Here is a 16,574-nt window from a genome sequence, read left to right on the forward strand (position 1 = left end):
GAGTACTACAACATTTACGAATAAATCTATATTAATGAATAAACAAATTTATATTAATAAATGAATCTATAAGGGGGAAAATAAATGGAAGATAATCAATTGCTAGTTCCTACAGAATTAGTGACCGATCCAAAGACTGGTTATCTGATTCCGAACTATTTTAATACTGCCAACTGGGCATATAGCCCCAAAATGAGAAAATTCATTGATGCAATGCCGATGCTTGGACCTAGCGGTGCAAACGCTTTAGGCCAGTATATACCTGTTGCTGTCCCCGATACTACCACTTATCCAGGCTGTGATTACTATGAAATTGCCGTTGTTGAATTTAAAGAACAGATGCACTCAGACTTGCCGCCTACCACTCTCCGAGGATATGTGCAATTGTCCACAACAGTGGTTAAAGGTAATCAACTTCCTTTGAACTATAATGATAACCCAGTCAACCCAATTTTAAAAGGTGATGGCACCCAGGCTTACGGTGTAGATGCTCCTCATTATATGGGGCCTGTTATTATTGCAACCCGTGACGTACCAGTACGCATCAAGTTCTACAACCTACTTCCTACTGGTGCTGGTGGTAACCTCTTCATTCCTGTTGATACCACTGTTATGGGGGCGGGGCATGGTCCTCTAGGGCATGATGCTATGCCTATGAATTACACGCAAAACCGCGCCAATGTTCATCTCCATGGTAATAACACCGTCTGGATTAGCGATGGAACGCCCCATCAGTGGATTACTCCAGCTGGAGAAGACACTCCATATCCTCAAGGTGTCAGTGTAGTGAATGTTCCTGATATGGAGAATGTGGATGATCCTCGCGATGGAATGCAGACCTTGTACTACACTAATGCACAAAATGCTAGATTGATGTTTTATCATGATCACTCATATGGTATCACTCGACTTAATGTATATGTGGGAGAAGCAGCAGCTTATTTACTCACAGATAAGGTAGAAAAGGATTTGATCAATGGAACTAATGAATCAGGGGTTAATCCGGGTCTTAAAAAGATTCTCCCAGACATTGGGATTCCTATTGTAATTCAAGACAAGACCTTCGTTGATGAGAGTACAATTGGCGATACGGATCCAACCTGGGTCTGGGGAACAACACCTGGCACGCCCAATACTGGGGATCTATGGTATCCTCATGTGTATAGTCCAGCACAGAATCCTTGGAGTCCTGAAGGGACAAATCCCTTTGGCCGCTGGATGTACGGTCCATGGTTTTGGCCACCAACAACGAATATAGAACATGGACCAATCCCAAACCCTTACTATGATCCTGTAAATGCACCAGAGCAACCACCAATGATGCCTGACATGCCTTACCCATCAATGCCAGGGGAGGCATTTATGGATACGCCAATTATCAACGGTACGGCCTACCCATATTTGGAAGTTGAACCCAATGCTTATCGTTTCCGCATTCTAAATGCTGCTGATGACCGTTTCTTTAACCTGCAGATGTATGTAGCTAATCCTGATGACTACAGCTTACCTGGAGGATATGGTACAGAAGTTAGGATGATAAAACCCGCTTGTGGGGTACCTGGTATTCCTGCTGACTGGCCAAGTGGTATACCAGACCCTGAATTAAAAGGACCAGACTGGATTCAAATTGGCACCGAAGGTGGTTTCTTGCCAGCACCTGTGGTGATACCAAGCCAGCCAATCACTTGGAACCTAAATCCTACAAACTTTAACTTTGGAAATGTGGATCAGCACTCACTGCTTCTTGGAGCCGCAGAACGTGCAGATGTCATTGTTGACTTCTCACAATATGCTGGGAAGACACTCATTCTCTACAATGATGCTCCAGCAGCTTTTCCAGCAGCCGATCCGCGCTATGACTATTACACGGGTAACCCAGACCTAAGGGGTGAGGGTGGTACAAACACCACGAAAGTGGGAGAAGGTCCAAATATACGAACCATTATGCAAATAAGGGTAAAAGATTTAGTTCCTGCTCCTAAGTACGAAATAACTACGCTGGAAGCAGTGTTTGCTAAAGCAGATAATAAACCCGGTGTATTTGAATCATCTCATGATCCAATTATTATACCACAGGAAGCCTATAACTCCGCCTACAATGTTACTAATTTACCTGAGGATGCTGAAAGCGCCTACGTGCAGCTTAATGAGTTCTCCAAGACCTTTAGGCCGATAGATGCTAGTGGAGTTCTTTTGCCACCTGTTACTCTTACCATTGAGCCGAAGGCTTTGCAGGATGAAATGGGTGAAGTATACGACATGGGATATGGACGTATGAGTGGTATGCTTGGACTTGAATTTCCAGTGTCTAGCTCTAATTTTAGTCAGTTTGTGGTTTATGGCTATACAAGTCCCCCAGTTGAGGTTTTAAGAGGCATAGAAAATCCTAATGCAACTCCTATTGGCTCTTTGAATGATGGGACACAGATTTGGAAGATTACTCACAATGGTGTGGATACCCATACAATTCACACTCATCTGTTTTCTGTACAACTCATCAACCGAGTTGCTTGGGATGGGGCTTTAATGCCGCCTGATCCTAATGAACTAGGCTGGAAGGAAACTTTCAGGGTGAATCCGCTTGAGCATACAATTATTGCTCTTAGGCCGAATATTACTGCGCCTTCACAAGTACCATTTGAGGTGCCGAACAGTGTTCGTCTTATTGACCCAACAATGCCTGAGGGTGCTGTATTAATGCCGCCACCACCTGTAGGATGGTTCGATCCACTAGGAAATCCAGTTGACCAAGTTATAAATCATTATGTTAACTTTGGATGGGAGTACGTTTATCACTGCCATATTCTAGCCCATGAAGAGATGGATATGATGCACTCTATGGCGGTTGCTGTTCAACCAAAAGCACCTTCAAATCTAATTGCTAATGTTATCGGTGTTAGATTTAACAAACGTGTGGTTTTAACCTGGGATAATGATTCTCAAAATGCTACTAGATTTACTGTTCAGAAAGCCATTAGTAGTAATGGACCATGGATTACTCTAGCAACGCTGCCATCTAGTTCAAATTCATATACCGATCCAATTGGCAACACTAACGATATTTATTATTATAGAGTGTTTTCATCAAACACTGTGGGTGATATGGCTACTCCGGGATTTCCGACGATGACAGTGGATTCACAATTTTCTAATGTGGTAAGTGTTGGTCAGCCAGAGGCTCCAACTAATTTGACTGCAAGAAGATTAAGTGGTCAGCAAGTTCGTCTCACATGGCGTGACAATGCTGTTAACGAGAATGGTTTTGTAATAGAACGATCTGACAATGGAGGTAACTATTTCGCACTGGCTATAGTTGGATCCAAATTTTCTACCGGTAACGTCGTGTATATTGATTCAACTGTTGTATCTGGTAAAAATTACACCTATCGCGTAATGGCTGTAAATGCTGCAGGATCATCAGCTTACTCGAATACGGCAAACGTGAGGCTGTAACCTGAAGAAACATTGATGTGTAATAACTATAATTCTTTTTACTTTTAGATACTAGAAGTTAGGTATAAGGTTCTAGGAAATGTAGAAACTTTGCTATGCAAAGTTTCCTCCAAACCTAGAACCTTTGTTCTAGAATCTAGAAAAATTGCTTCGTATTTTTTAAATTTTTCTTCTTCCAAACAAAGCATCTACTACAAATACTATTGCAGCAATTAGCAATAGTAGATGTATAAGATTACCGCCAATGCTAAAGATAATACCTAAAAGCCAAAATAAAACTACAATTCCACCAATCAATCTTAAAATACCCATAAAATCACCTCTGTATTTTGATTAGTTACCACGTATTTATAGTATTAACATAATTTTATGGTTTTATCCGATAACTTGCCATATGGGTGGAACTAAAAAAAGAGAGGAAAACCTCTCTTAGTATCTTCTGTCGTTTCTGTTGTTATTTCTGTTAGCTTTTCTAGCTTTTCTACACTCTGGGCATCTTACTGGCTCGTTTTCAAATCCTTTTTCTTTGTAAAAAGCCTGTTCTCCCTCAGTGAATACGAATTCATTACCACAATCTTTACATACGATAGTCTTATCTGCCATTTAAAACAACCTCCTTAATATCATAGGAACAGGATAATTTTTCACGGATAATCCTCCTATGATAAAGGATCTATCTGAATAAATTAACCTTCCTTATTAAAAATGGAGAAGCTCTCCTAAAAATATTATAGCATAATTCAATAAAAAAACAACTAAGATTGGTAAAGTTATGTAATTTAGAAATGCATTATTTTGCGAAATTTTTTAAGAGTTTGAGCAAGATAATAACTAATAAATCAGGAAAAATTCATAATTAAAAATTAAAGTAATATATATGTTATAATATATTTAAAGTAATTTATAAGATGAGTTAAGAGGGGATATATGGATAAGAAAAGGCTTATAAATTTAATAAATAAAGGTGAAGGAATAAAACTAGATTTTAAGCAAAAGTTAGAGCTAGATATGGAAAGCTCAAGAAAGGAATTAGCTAAGGATATATGTGCTATAGCAAATTCCAAAGGTGGAAGAGGATACTTAATAATAGGCGTAGAAGATAAAACAAAGAAAATTATAGGAATAGACGATGATCATAAATATAGTGAGGAACAAATCCAACAAATAGTAAGTTCTAGATGTGAGCCTCCTATACCTATAAATTTAGAATTTGTAGAGATAGAAAATAAAATGGTGGCTATAATAAATATATATGATGGACCACAAAAACCCTATCAAATTAGAGAGACTGGAGCTTTTTATATAAGAAGGGGCTCTACTACAGATACCATGAGAAAAGAAGAAATTATATCAGCTCTTCAAGAAAATTTAAGTTTAAATTTAGAACTTTGTCCAATTGTAAATAGTACTTTAGATTGTATAGATAATTCTTTAGTAGATAAGTATTTTATGCTTAAAGGAATTGAAGTAAATGATAATAATAGAATAGAGCTTATGGAAGGTGCATCTATAATAAACTTTGATGGAGATATTAATAAATATGTTCTGACTTTAGGAGGAGCATTGGTATTTTCTAAACTGAGTTACTTGTTTGCCCCCCACAGCATGATAAAAATAATAAATAAAGTAAATAAGAATTTGGCAGAGAGTATAGTGATTCAAGGAAATCTCCTCTCCATGTTAGATGAAGGCGAAAATATAATAAAAGATATACTTCCTAAGACATATCCAGTTAAGGCCATATATGAGGGATTAAGCAATGCCATATTATATAGAAATTACGCTTTGTATTATAAAGAAATAGAATTAGTTATAGAATCAAATAGCATAATCTTAAATAGTCCGGGAAATTTATTGTCAAAGCATTTAGAAAATAATCATACTTTTTTAAAAAGAAATATGTGGATTTATGAAAAGCTTATAACTTTAGATGATAAAGGCAGATTTTTAAATTCAGGAAGAGGTTTTGCAAGAATTAAGGGGCAATTTAAAGGTAAGGCTAGAGTAAGCTTCGTAAATTCTCTAAAACAAGAGAACTTTAAAATTATTTATCCAGGAACTAAATTTTATAAGTAACGTAATATTTCATCCAGTATATAATAATAATAAGTAATAATATAAGTGGTAAATATATACTGTAAATGATTATATAGTACATGGAAAGTAAAAGTAAATAAAGGTAGAAAAATGTTTTTAAAATATTCAGTCAATTATATTGAAATAATGTTTTTAGTATTATATAATTTAGTTACAGGTAACCTAAAAACCTAAAAAATATAGTTAGGGGTGGTAATGATGATTCAAGTATTTTGCAGCCAGAGAGGATCAGGTAAGACTAAAGCATTGATACAAATGGCGAACAGCAAAGTTGAGACAGAAAAAGGACACATTGTTTATATTGACGATGACAAAAGGGCTCTATTTGAATTACACAGACAGATAAGATTTATACCAACCTGCGATTTTAAAATTAAAAACTATGAGAATTTTTATGGATTTTTGTGCGGCATAATGTCACAAGATTACGATATTGACACCATTTTCGTTGATGGCTTATTTAATGTTGTAAATCTTGATAGGGATAGTGCGGCACATTTGTTTTATAACTTAGAACAGCTAAGTGAAGATTATAATGTAGACTTTTATATAAGTGTTAATGAAGAAGAAAACATTCCTGATTGTATGGGGAAATATATGAATGATTTATATGTAAATGATTTAGTGTATGCTTAGTAACTTAGGCTAATAGATTAGAAAATTACTTTAAGTTAATAGGGGAGAAAATTACTTTAAGTTGATATATAATGTAAACGTATGTTTTAACTAAAAATCAATATTTACAAGTTATAAATAAAGGTCGCTTAAGTGACACTTTTTATTTTAAAATATTGGATAAAAACCTTAGGGCTGAAAATTAATTCAGCCCTAAGGTTTTTTATAAGGTTGATAAAAATTTTATTTATCTATATACTATACATATATAAAAATTGGGATATTAAACTAAGTAATAAGGAGGTAAGCTTAATGAGTAACGTATTTGATGTACTAATGGAACGTGGATACATAAAACAATTAACTCATGAAGAAGAAATAAAAGAAGCATTAGGAAAGGAAAAAGTTACATTTTATATAGGATTTGACCCTACAGCAGATAGTTTACATATAGGTCACTTTCTTCCTATGATGATGATGGCACATATGCAAAGAGCAGGACACAGACCTATTGCACTTGTAGGTGGTGGTACTGTAATGATAGGAGACCCTTCAGGTAAAACAGACATGAGAAAGATGCTAGATAAAGAAACTATTAATAAAAATGTATCAAGCATAAAAAGTCAATTATCAAGATTTATAGACTTTACTGATGATAAGGCGATTTTAGCTAACAATGCGGATTGGTTATTAAATCTTAATTATGTAGAGTTTATAAGAGAAATTGGAGTGCATTTTTCAGTTAATAAAATGCTCACTGCAGAGTGCTTTAAACAGAGATTGGAAAAAGGACTTTCTTTCTTAGAATTTAATTATATGCTAATGCAAAGCTATGACTTCTTAGAACTTAACAGAAAGTATGGATGTACCATGCAGTTAGGTGGAGATGATCAGTGGTCCAATATGTTAGGTGGAGCTGACCTTATAAGAAGAAAAGAAAGTAAGCCAGCATATGCCATGACTTGTACTTTGCTTACTAATAGTGAAGGAAAGAAAATGGGTAAAACAGAAAATGGAGCATTGTGGCTTGACAAAGAAAAAACTACTCCATATGAGTTTTATCAATATTGGAGAAATGTAGATGATGCAGATGTAGAAAAATGTTTAGCATTATTAACATTCTTACCTATGGATGAAGTTAAAAAATTAGGATCTCTAGAAGGCGCAGAAATTAATGAGGCAAAAAAAGTTTTAGCATTTGAGGTTACAAAGCTTATCCATGGAGAAGAAGAAGCAGTTAAAGCAAAGGCAGCTGCAGAAGCTTTATTTGGAGCGGGAAAAGACATGAGTAATGTTCCTACGGCAGCTATAACTCATGAGAAATTAAACTGTGTAATACTTGACATACTTGTTGAAACTAAAGTATTGCCTTCTAAAGCTGAAGCTAGAAGATTAATTCAGCAGGGTGGACTTAGTATAAACGATGAAAAAGTTACAGATGTGGCTAGAATAGTTACTGAAGAAGATTTTAAAGATGGAGCTATGATAGTAAAAAGAGGAAAGAAAAACTACAACAGAATAGTACTTGAATAGATACTTAACTTGAAAGAAGTATGAAATTTACATTTAGGAAAGCATTCATTTCGCTAAAAACAGTTAATATTTATAAATTTAAAACTTATTCAATGCTTACTACAATGTAAATTTTATACTACAAGTGAAGTGTCAAAACTTATTATAAACCACTAAAGGAAAAAATCGGATAAAATCCGATTTTTTACATTAATTATTAGCTATTAATTATTAACTGTTACTTAAAGGTAGTGATTCCACATAATTATAGCATCTTCTCCATTATCGCTGTAATAGTTACGTCTAACGCCTTCCTCTATAAAGCCAAATTGCTTATAAAGATTTTGTGCAGATAAGTTAGATTTGCGAACTTCTAGGGTGAGACCTATTAAATTTTCATTTTTGCTCATTGACATTAATTTGTCCATTAGCAAAGCTCCAATTCCCTTACGTCTGAAATCTGGATGCACTGCAACATTTGTGATATGACCTTCATCAACTATAATCCAAAGTCCTGCAAAGCCTACCACAGCACCATTTTCTACGGCTGCCACATACCTTGCATGAGTGTTAGAGGTTAGTTCTCCTTTAATAGAAGTTATGCTCCAAGAAATTGGGAAGCATAGCGTGCTTATTTCATATATAGAAAAAATATCTTCGGGATCTGCTACTCTAATTTCAATTCCTTCATTATTCATTTTTATTGCAAGAATTTCTCCTTTCATATTCTCTTTCAGCTTGGGATTTTCTTAAATATATAGGGGCAAAGCTGTAAATATCCTCATAAATTCCAGCTTTTAAAAGGGACATTCCTATTTCACCTAAGCAAGATGCTCTTGCCACATTTAAACTTGCAGGAGCAAAACGTGCATTCGGGATTTGAGATAAAATCTCATTCTTAAATTTATCTGTACAATCTCCTATAAAACATACATCTTCATTTTTATTTTTTATTAGTTCAAGTAACTCTTTTAATGAAATAGCTGAATGATCTAATACCTTTTTTAGGTTTCCTTGTTCAAATTTATATAAGGCAGTATACACGTTATCTCTTAAGGCATCAAGTATAGGACATATTATACCATTAGTATATGCCATAGCACCTGCAAGTGCATCTAAAGAAGATACAGAGACAAAGGGCTTGCCTGTACCTTGACTTAAGCCTTTTATAGTTGCAGCTCCAATTCTAAGGCCTGTAAATGAACCCGGACCTTTGGAGACCACAAAGCCATCTATATCTTTTATAGATAAATGTAAGTTTTTAAGTAAACACTCAATCATAGGCATTGTAATAACTGAATGTTGTTTTTTATAGTTGAAGGTTATTTCACCTAAGAGCTTTTCATCATCTAAAATAGCACAGGTTGCAGATTCTGTAGCTGTATCTAAACTTAAAATTTTCATAGCGTAATCTCCTTTATGTAATCATATCTTTTGCCAATGTAGTTAATAGAAATTTTTCTTTTCTGAGTATCATCCCCAGGGATTTTTTCAATAGTTATTTCAATATGCTCAGAAGGAATAAGTTCTTCTATAAAGTTAGACCATTCAATGACGCTTACACCTTCACCAAATATGTATTCATCAAAACCAATAGCTGCAATTTCATCTGGATCATTTACTCTATATACATCAAAGTGATAAAGCTTCAATCGTCCATCGTATTCATTTACTATATTAAATGTAGGGCTTGTTATAGTATCATCTACTCCTAAGCCATTAGCTATACCTTTAGTTAGATGGGTTTTCCCAGTGCCTAAATCTCCATTTAGGCAAATTATATCAGAAGGGTTACAAAGCTCTCCTATCATTTTACCTATTTTAAAGGTATCTTCTATGTTTTTACATATAAGTTCCATAAAAAAACCTACTTTCTAATATTGTCTATTATAATATTCTATCCTAATTTATGAAAAAAGAAAACTGAAGAGTAAATTATATAAAAACAATACTAATTATTGGAAGTTACTGCTTCTTTTAAATAAGATAATGCTCTACTACATATAAAATTATTTTTTGCCATATCATCCATAATTAAAAAAGCTTCTTTATAGGATAGACCTTTTCTATAAGGTCGCTCTTCAGTAAGGGCTTGATAAATATCACATACTCCCATTATTCTGCTTTCTTCTGAAATTTCGTTTGAGGATAGAGCTCTTGGATATCCTTTCCCATTTAATTTTTCATGATGGTTACAAGCCCAATCGCTTATATCTGGTATTACTTCTATTTTATCTAAAATAATTTTAGTGTAATAAACATGAGATTTTATTATGCTAAATTGTTCTTTGCTTAGAGGACCATTCTTTTCTAAAATACTGTTTGGAATAGCAAGTTTACCTATATCGTGGAGTAGTCCTGCAATTTTCATTTTTAGGCATTTTTCATTATCATATCCTATATGCCTAGATACATTGTAAGCAAGTTCTGATATCCCTATAGAATGACGAGCAGTAAATTTATTTTTATTATCTATTATATTTCCGAAAATATGAGCTATTTTTTCAAATTCATCTAAATTTAAGTATATATCAAATTTAGGTAAAAAATCTTTTAGTATAATATCCATAAGACTAATGTTCTCTAAGTTAAACCAAAAATAATCTTTACTAGAGCATTTTAAGAATGCTTGAACTAAAGTAGGAGAAAAAATTATGTTAGTGTGCTTTTTTATCCAATTAGAAATAGATTCTTTTTGCATATAACAAGGTTTAGAGTCATCATATAAAAGATCTAATATGTCTGAAAGTCTTATTATTTGACTTATTAAAGGAATATCATTGCCTTTTAAATTCATAGGGCCTGTACCATCATAATTTTCATGATGATATAATATAAAAGTACTTAAATTATTAAATTGAGGAAAATCACAAGTTATTTGAGAGCCTATTGTGCAATGATCCTTTATGAAATTGGGGTAGGAATGACTTTGGCTAAAGAAATTTGAAGCTCCTATATCATGAAGTAAAGAAGAAATGTATAATTCTTTTATTGTTGAGTAGTCTAATTGTAAAGAGTAAGCTAATTCTAAACTTATATAACATGCTCTTTTTGAGTGATTCATAAATATATGCTTGGAATAATTGATATTAGATACTTCCTCTATGATAATATTATTGTTTTTATCTAATGCGCTCATTTGAGCTAAATCTAATGCCAAAGAAAGTGCTCTTATAATTTTATCCATATTTATTTTCATAATTATAAACATCCTTTCTTAAAGTAATAACTTATTTTATAATAACCTGTATATTATTCTAAGTAAATACATCTTTGCATTATATGGATACTTTAGGTAAAATATATATATTAAATATATGTACACATAAGAGGTGAAATAATTGAAAAAATTATTTTATGTAATAACTTTATATATGTTAACATTTTTATATAGCTGTTCTCCTGCACAGAGTACAGTAAATAATGAATGGAAAAAGCCAATAGAAAAAGAAGAACAAGTTGCCTTAAATATAGTAACTACAAATAAATTTATATACAATATGACGATAGAATTAACTAAGGATAGACATTATGTAAGTTACATGTTTAAAGATCCTGCACAGGGTATAAATTTTAAATATACAGATGATAGTTTGAATAATATTTCAAAACAGGATTTGTTTATATATAACGGAGTAGGATTAGAACCTTGGGATAAGGATTTTATAGATAGTTTAAGTAAAAGCAAAGTAGGAATTACAAGTGCGTCTAGAGGTGTAAAACTTATATCTTATAATAAAGAAAAAAAATATGGGAAAAGAACAATAAAAGATAATCCATATTACTGGCTCAATATAGACAATTATAAAATTTCTATTTTAAATATTAAAAATGCACTGCAAGATAAGGATCCTCGTAATAGTGATTACTATGAAAAAAATTTTACGGAACATTTAAAAAAGATAGAGCCTTATGAGAAGGATTTTAAAAAAGTTTCAGAAGATTTTAAGGAATATGTAATATTTTTTAATGAAGAAGAATTAGAGTATTTTATAAAATATATAGGATTAAAAAATATTAATTCATCAGCCGTTAAAAATAATAAGGACTTAGAAGAAAAATTAAGTGACAAAGAAAACATTTTATTTATGTATAATAATAGTGACGAGCTTAAGAAAAATGAAGAAATAATAAAAAAATATAATATGCATCCAGTTAAGATACATGTATATGAAGAAAACTTTACTTACACAGATTTATTAAAGAATAACTTATCTAGCTTAAAGAATATTAAAGAAAAGAAAGAGTGATTTAATTATGTTTTTTATAGGCGTATTTGGAATTGAAGAAAAGCATAAAGAAATACGAAGCGTTCAAAATATGGTTTGCAAAGACTGTGAAAGAATGACTACGTATGAGCTTATAGAAGCATATAATTTTTTTCATTTTTTCTTTGTACCCATATTTAAGTGGAACTATAGGCATTATTTAAAGTGCAGAAGTTGCACTGCAGTTTTTCAGATACCTAAAGAACTTGGAGAAGCATTAAAGATGGGAGAAAATCCACCAATTAATAATGAAGATTTAAATCACGTATTTAAGGAAGACAACAGCATAAGTGTAACTAGGTGTAATAATTGTGGAAGGGAAATAGAGTGCAAATTTCAATATTGTCCACATTGTGGGCACAAGTTATAGATTATATTAAAGATTTGAGCTAGGCAATAATGCTTAGCTCTATTTATTTTAAGATAAATATTGAATTAAATAGATACAGACTAATTTGTATTATTATTGATATACAGACTCATACAGTTGATTATCAAAATTATATATGAAAAAAATATGACTAAATTTAATTCCTATGCTCATAGGCTTAAATTTAGTCATATCAACGATTTAATATTTGGCAGGGGCACGAGGACTTGAACCCGGAACCAACGGTTTTGGAGACCGCTACTCTACCAATTGAGCTATACCCCTTCATTACGAAAATTATTGTATCATGTATAAAGAAAGCTGTCAACACTTTTCTGTAAAATCTCCAAGGTAAGAACATTTATCAGTATTATTTCTTGCAACCCATAAATCATAGTGATAAAATATATTCGTTGCATAACCTATAAAAATCTTTATAAGTTAGTATATTTTATTAAATGAGAGATTTGATTAAGAAATTAATATAAACACAGACTTTAAGAGAGAGAGCTGGCTTTTGGGTGTAGGTACATACCTAGAGTTTGTGCTCTCTTTTGCATAATTTGTAAGAATATATAATTTAGTTATAAATTAGCACATCTTATCAAATGAGATGATTGGTTATTAATTAGACTTGAGGCTTAATTATATATGTATGATGATTTAGCTCGTGAACTAAAATTCTCGGGGGTAAAAATAAGGAACACATTTAAGGGTGGAGGGATTACAATATGCAGGAATACGATATAGTTATAATAGGCGGAGGCCCAGCAGGACTTGCGGCTGCAATTTCTGCAAAGGAAGAAGGAGTAGGAAATATCTTAATATTAGAAAGAGGAAGTGAACTTGGAGGAATCTTAAATCAATGTATACATAATGGGTTTGGACTTCATACATTTGAGGAAGAACTCACAGGCCCTGAATATGCACAAAAATATATAAATAAGATAGAGGAATTAAATATAGAATATAAGCTAAATACCATGGTATTAGATTTAAATAGAGATAAGGTCATAACTGCGGTGAATCCAGATGAAGGCATATTTGAAATAAATGCAAAGGCGGTAGTGCTTGCTATGGGATGCAGAGAAAGACCAAGAGGGGCATTGAATATTCCAGGTGGAAGATGTGCGGGAATATTTACTGCAGGAACGGCACAAAGATTTGTAAATATTGAAGGATATCTTCCAGGTAAAGAGGTTGTGGTTTTAGGTTCTGGAGATATAGGACTTATAATGGCAAGGAGAATGACGCTTGAAGGAGCAAATGTTAAGGCTGTAGTAGAGCTTATGAATTATTCTGAAGGGCTTAAGAGAAATATTGTACAGTGTCTTGATGACTTTGATATTTCGTTAAAATTAAGTCATACAGTTATAGATATAAAGGGAAGAGATAGACTTGAAGGGGTTACCATAGCAAGAGTGGATGAAAACAGGAAGCCTTTAAAGGGGACGGAAGAATTTATTGAGTGCGATACGTTACTTTTATCTGTAGGACTTTTACCTGAAAATGAACTATCAAAAAAGGCAGAAGTTGAACTTTCAAAAATTACAGGAGGCCTTATAGTAAATGAAAGTTTAGAAACTAATATAGAGGGTATATTTGCTTGTGGAAATGTGCTTCACGTGCATGATTTGGTGGATAATGTAAGTATAGAAAGTCATATGGCTGGAAAAAATGCAGCATTATATGTAATGGGTATGAATTTTCAAAATGGTGAGGATGTAACGGAAGTAGTAGCAGGCGAAGGTATAAGATATACGGTACCTAAATATATAAATGTTAAAAATGTAGAAAATTATGTTGAGTTAGGATTTAGAGTAAGTAATGTATTTAAAAATAGCTATATAGCTCTTTACTTTGATGACTCACTAGAAAAGCATATTAAAAAAAGAATACTTACTCCAGGAGACATGGAAACATTAAAAATAACAAAGGATATGTTTTCGAAGTATCCAAACAGCAGTAAAGTTACTGTAAAGATAGAAGAGGAGTAGAATTTAATTAAAGTTAAATAATTAATAAGATGAGTGCCTAAAAAAGTTTTTTTAGGCACTCTTTACATATAAGCATTTTCCCTTTGTTTGCTGAAACAGAATTTTCAGCAGTGATTTCTTTACCGCATATATTGCAAGAGTTTAAATTATTGGATGAGGATGTATTTTTTTTAACAGAATTATTCAAGTTTTTCTTATTGGAAGGAGGTTCATATTCTATTGGTATGTCCTTGGTTTCTTTTTTGCATATATCATATCTCATGCTATATAGACTTTCAGCAAATAATTCTAATTCAAATCTAGGATCTTCTTTATCGTAATATTCTTCTATTATGAGTCTTCTAATTTGAGCATCATTTATAATTAATCCACTTTTTTCTATACCATCAAAAATACTTTTAGTAATGTTATTTGTATCTGGATGTCTTTTTTGACTTTTATAATAAACCTTGAGCACTGCTATTAATGCCTCTGTAAGTACTATATGAGGATTTTGAATTCTAGCAGCATAGGCAATTTCTTCTTCATAAAGGGCATATCTATCGTGATATTTTCCCGAATTATAAGGTAAAATTGCTCGTCCATTTAAATTTGATAACTTAAAATTTGATTTAGATATAGGGGAACCTTTTACTACAACTTTGGCATACTTATTCATATTAATCACCTTTTGTTTATAAAGTTATATAATGCAAATTTTAATATTAAAATAAAACCTTATTTAATAATATCATAATGAGTTTAATTGACACAAATATTTGATTATAAGGTGCTAATAAAGTATAATAATTTATTGAACTTACCATATAAAATTAAAATGAAAACAAGTCTAAATATATCTAATAATTGAAATATAAGAGAGGTAAAAGTATGGAGGAGAAGAAATTTAAAATTCTTGCTATAGAAAGCAGTTGCGATGAAACTTCTGCAGCGGTAGTAGTAAATGGAAGAGATGTACTCTCAAATGTTATAGCTTCTCAAATAGATACACATAAAAAGTTTGGGGGAGTTGTTCCAGAAGTAGCTTCAAGAATGCATATTGAGGTAGTTGGTGCAGTAGCTAAAGAGGCTATAGATAAAGCAAAAATTACCTTTGATGATATAGATGCAGTAGGGGTTACATATGGCCCAGGTCTTGTAGGGGCGTTACTTGTGGGACTTCAATATGCTAAGGCATTGGCTTTTGCTTTAGATAAGCCACTTATTGGAGTAAATCATATCGAAGGTCATATAAGCTCAAATTTTATTCAGCATAAAGATTTGGAACCACCTTTTGTATGCCTTGTAGTATCAGGAGGACATACATTTGTGGTATATATGAAAGATTATGGTGAATTTGAAGTGATGGGTCAAACTAGAGATGATGCAGCAGGGGAAGCTTATGATAAGATAGCTAGGGCTTTGGGATTGGGATATCCAGGTGGTCCTAAAATTGATAAGCTTGCTAAAGAGGGAAATGAAGATGCAATAAAATTTCCAAGGGCAAACTTTCATGACAATGAATCCTTAGATTTTTCTTTTAGTGGTTTAAAATCCTCAGTTTTAAATTATTTGAATTCTATGGAAATGAAGGGTGAAGAGGTTAATAAAGCTGATGTGGCAGCATCTTTTCAAAAGGCAGTAGTTCAATTTTTAGTTGATAATGCAATGAAAGCTTGTAAGATTAAAGAAGTAAATAAAATAGCAGTAGCAGGAGGAGTTGCATCTAACTCATGCTTGAGAGACACCTTAATTAATAGAGGGCGTGAAAATGACATAGAGGTTTTATTTCCAGAGCCTATTCTATGTACAGACAATGCTGCCATGATAGGAAGTGCAGCATACTTTGAATTTTTAAAGGGAAGGGTATCTTCCATGGAACTAAATGCAGTACCGAACTTAAAATTGGGGCAAAGATAAAAAGCTGTTTTGCAGCTTTTTTATTTTTTGCTAAATTAGTTGTGAAATCCTCGATATAAAAACAAGTGTATACATATGTAAAACTAAAAATGACGATTAAGGTATAAAATGGGAAGTAATTATAACTGAAATTGATTACATCAGTCATAAAATGTGAAATTTGGATTTTTGAAAATTGCAATTTTTAGTTAATGAGCCTATAATGGAAAATAATAAAAATTAATAAGTAACTTATAATTTTAATTTACATAAGCCAATGATAACATGCTGATGGTAAAGGATTATAGGTGGTCATTGCCTTGATGGTTTTGTGCATAAACATGATTAATATGTATTAAATATGCTAAAAACTAAATGCTTTAA

Annotated in this window: 15 protein-coding genes and 1 tRNA gene; 8 read left to right on the plus strand and 8 right to left on the minus strand. The window is 32.5% G+C overall.

Annotated features, from left to right (window positions below):
• The first annotated feature begins 84 nt into the window (after positions 1–84).
• On the plus strand, positions 85–3,453 hold the full coding sequence (locus CRN98_RS07380) for a hypothetical protein (RefSeq protein ID WP_097026786.1): 3,369 nt from the start codon (positions 85–87) through the stop codon (positions 3,451–3,453).
• 159 nt (positions 3,454–3,612) lie between these two features.
• Here CRN98_RS07380 and CRN98_RS17475 read toward each other — a convergent pair whose 3' ends face one another.
• Positions 3,613–3,765: a lmo0937 family membrane protein gene (locus tag CRN98_RS17475; RefSeq protein ID WP_143331281.1), complete on the minus strand. Its 153-nt coding sequence runs from the start codon at positions 3,763–3,765 to the stop codon at positions 3,613–3,615.
• A 117-nt stretch (positions 3,766–3,882) separates the two neighbouring features.
• Complete coding sequence (locus tag CRN98_RS07385) at positions 3,883–4,056, minus strand: zinc-ribbon domain-containing protein (protein WP_097026787.1); 174 nt, start codon at positions 4,054–4,056, stop codon at positions 3,883–3,885.
• Positions 4,057–4,380: 324 nt separating this feature from the next.
• Here CRN98_RS07385 and CRN98_RS07390 point away from each other — a divergent pair, with 324 nt between their 5' ends.
• From CRN98_RS07390 to tyrS, 3 genes are all read left to right on the plus strand, one after another.
• On the plus strand, positions 4,381–5,529 hold the full coding sequence (locus CRN98_RS07390) for an AlbA family DNA-binding domain-containing protein (protein ID WP_097026788.1): 1,149 nt from the start codon (positions 4,381–4,383) through the stop codon (positions 5,527–5,529).
• Positions 5,530–5,748: 219 nt separating this feature from the next.
• Positions 5,749–6,186 (plus strand): hypothetical protein, encoded by a 438-nt coding sequence (locus CRN98_RS07395; protein WP_097026789.1) that lies wholly within the window; start codon positions 5,749–5,751, stop codon positions 6,184–6,186.
• 291 nt (positions 6,187–6,477) lie between these two features.
• On the plus strand, positions 6,478–7,698 hold the full coding sequence (gene tyrS / locus CRN98_RS07400) for a tyrosine--tRNA ligase (protein WP_097026790.1): 1,221 nt from the start codon (positions 6,478–6,480) through the stop codon (positions 7,696–7,698).
• A gap of 221 nt (positions 7,699–7,919) precedes the next feature.
• On the opposite strand, the gene rimI is transcribed toward tyrS, so the two are convergent.
• The 4 genes from rimI to CRN98_RS07420 all read right to left on the minus strand — a co-directional run bounded on the left by rimI (position 7,920) and on the right by CRN98_RS07420 (position 10,876).
• Positions 7,920–8,375, minus strand: a complete 456-nt coding sequence (gene rimI, locus CRN98_RS07405) for a ribosomal protein S18-alanine N-acetyltransferase (protein ID WP_097026812.1) — start codon at positions 8,373–8,375, stop codon at positions 7,920–7,922.
• A complete protein-coding gene (gene tsaB, locus CRN98_RS07410; RefSeq protein ID WP_097026791.1) occupies positions 8,368–9,081 on the minus strand; it encodes a tRNA (adenosine(37)-N6)-threonylcarbamoyltransferase complex dimerization subunit type 1 TsaB in 714 nt (237 codons plus the stop codon). Before tsaB ends, rimI begins: the two co-directional genes overlap by 8 nt.
• Positions 9,078–9,536 carry a tRNA (adenosine(37)-N6)-threonylcarbamoyltransferase complex ATPase subunit type 1 TsaE gene (gene tsaE / locus CRN98_RS07415; RefSeq protein ID WP_097026792.1) on the minus strand — a complete coding sequence of 153 codons (459 nt, stop codon included), beginning with the start codon at positions 9,534–9,536 and terminating at the stop codon, positions 9,078–9,080. The genes tsaB and tsaE overlap by 4 nt, the downstream gene beginning before the upstream one ends.
• 92 nt (positions 9,537–9,628) lie before the next feature.
• Complete coding sequence (locus CRN98_RS07420) at positions 9,629–10,876, minus strand: HD-GYP domain-containing protein (RefSeq protein ID WP_097026793.1); 1,248 nt, start codon at positions 10,874–10,876, stop codon at positions 9,629–9,631.
• Between the two features lie 142 nt (positions 10,877–11,018).
• Between CRN98_RS07420 and CRN98_RS07425 the strand changes: the two genes are divergently transcribed.
• Complete coding sequence (locus CRN98_RS07425; protein WP_097026794.1) at positions 11,019–11,927, plus strand: metal ABC transporter substrate-binding protein; 909 nt, start codon at positions 11,019–11,021, stop codon at positions 11,925–11,927.
• 7 nt (positions 11,928–11,934) lie between these two features.
• Positions 11,935–12,315, plus strand: a complete 381-nt coding sequence (locus tag CRN98_RS07430; protein WP_097026795.1) for a zinc ribbon domain-containing protein — start codon at positions 11,935–11,937, stop codon at positions 12,313–12,315.
• A 209-nt stretch (positions 12,316–12,524) separates the two neighbouring features.
• On the opposite strand, the gene CRN98_RS07435 is transcribed toward CRN98_RS07430, so the two are convergent.
• Positions 12,525–12,600 (minus strand) — tRNA-Trp (locus CRN98_RS07435).
• A 446-nt stretch (positions 12,601–13,046) separates the two neighbouring features.
• Here CRN98_RS07435 and CRN98_RS07440 point away from each other — a divergent pair.
• Positions 13,047–14,312: an NAD(P)/FAD-dependent oxidoreductase gene (locus CRN98_RS07440; protein ID WP_097026796.1), complete on the plus strand. Its 1,266-nt coding sequence runs from the start codon at positions 13,047–13,049 to the stop codon at positions 14,310–14,312.
• 37 nt (positions 14,313–14,349) lie between these two features.
• Here the strand turns inward: CRN98_RS07440 and CRN98_RS07445 are convergent, their stop codons facing one another.
• The gene (locus CRN98_RS07445; protein WP_097026797.1) at positions 14,350–14,970 is read right to left on the minus strand and encodes a RusA family crossover junction endodeoxyribonuclease; all 621 of its coding nucleotides are present in this window, start codon (positions 14,968–14,970) and stop codon (positions 14,350–14,352) included.
• Between the two features lie 212 nt (positions 14,971–15,182).
• Here CRN98_RS07445 and tsaD point away from each other — a divergent pair, with 212 nt between their 5' ends.
• Entirely contained in the window at positions 15,183–16,211 is a 1,029-nt protein-coding gene (gene tsaD, locus CRN98_RS07450; protein ID WP_097026798.1) for a tRNA (adenosine(37)-N6)-threonylcarbamoyltransferase complex transferase subunit TsaD, read from the plus strand.
• The last annotated feature ends 363 nt before the right edge of the window (positions 16,212–16,574 follow it).

Origin of the sequence: Clostridium peptidivorans, from assembly GCF_900205925.1 — a bacterium.
Taxonomy (GTDB): Bacteria; Bacillota; Clostridia; order Clostridiales; family Clostridiaceae; genus Clostridium_AK; species Clostridium_AK peptidivorans.

What these genes read in the sequence shown, in the direction of transcription:
- CRN98_RS07380 (WP_097026786.1), top strand. Translation starts at nt 85, where the DNA reads ATGGAAGATAATCAATTGCTAGTTCCTACAGAATTAGTGACCGATCCA.
- CRN98_RS17475 (WP_143331281.1), bottom strand. Translation starts at nt 3,765, where the DNA reads ATGGGTATTTTAAGATTGATTGGTGGAATTGTAGTTTTATTTTGGCTT.
- CRN98_RS07385 (WP_097026787.1), bottom strand. Translation starts at nt 4,056, where the DNA reads ATGGCAGATAAGACTATCGTATGTAAAGATTGTGGTAATGAATTCGTA.
- CRN98_RS07390 (WP_097026788.1), top strand. Translation starts at nt 4,381, where the DNA reads ATGGATAAGAAAAGGCTTATAAATTTAATAAATAAAGGTGAAGGAATA.
- CRN98_RS07395 (WP_097026789.1), top strand. Translation starts at nt 5,749, where the DNA reads ATGATTCAAGTATTTTGCAGCCAGAGAGGATCAGGTAAGACTAAAGCA.
- tyrS (WP_097026790.1), top strand. Translation starts at nt 6,478, where the DNA reads ATGAGTAACGTATTTGATGTACTAATGGAACGTGGATACATAAAACAA.
- rimI (WP_097026812.1), bottom strand. Translation starts at nt 8,375, where the DNA reads ATGAATAATGAAGGAATTGAAATTAGAGTAGCAGATCCCGAAGATATT.
- tsaB (WP_097026791.1), bottom strand. Translation starts at nt 9,081, where the DNA reads ATGAAAATTTTAAGTTTAGATACAGCTACAGAATCTGCAACCTGTGCT.
- tsaE (WP_097026792.1), bottom strand. Translation starts at nt 9,536, where the DNA reads ATGGAACTTATATGTAAAAACATAGAAGATACCTTTAAAATAGGTAAA.
- CRN98_RS07420 (WP_097026793.1), bottom strand. Translation starts at nt 10,876, where the DNA reads ATGAAAATAAATATGGATAAAATTATAAGAGCACTTTCTTTGGCATTA.
- CRN98_RS07430 (WP_097026795.1), top strand. Translation starts at nt 11,935, where the DNA reads ATGTTTTTTATAGGCGTATTTGGAATTGAAGAAAAGCATAAAGAAATA.
- CRN98_RS07440 (WP_097026796.1), top strand. Translation starts at nt 13,047, where the DNA reads ATGCAGGAATACGATATAGTTATAATAGGCGGAGGCCCAGCAGGACTT.
- CRN98_RS07445 (WP_097026797.1), bottom strand. Translation starts at nt 14,970, where the DNA reads ATGAATAAGTATGCCAAAGTTGTAGTAAAAGGTTCCCCTATATCTAAA.
- tsaD (WP_097026798.1), top strand. Translation starts at nt 15,183, where the DNA reads ATGGAGGAGAAGAAATTTAAAATTCTTGCTATAGAAAGCAGTTGCGAT.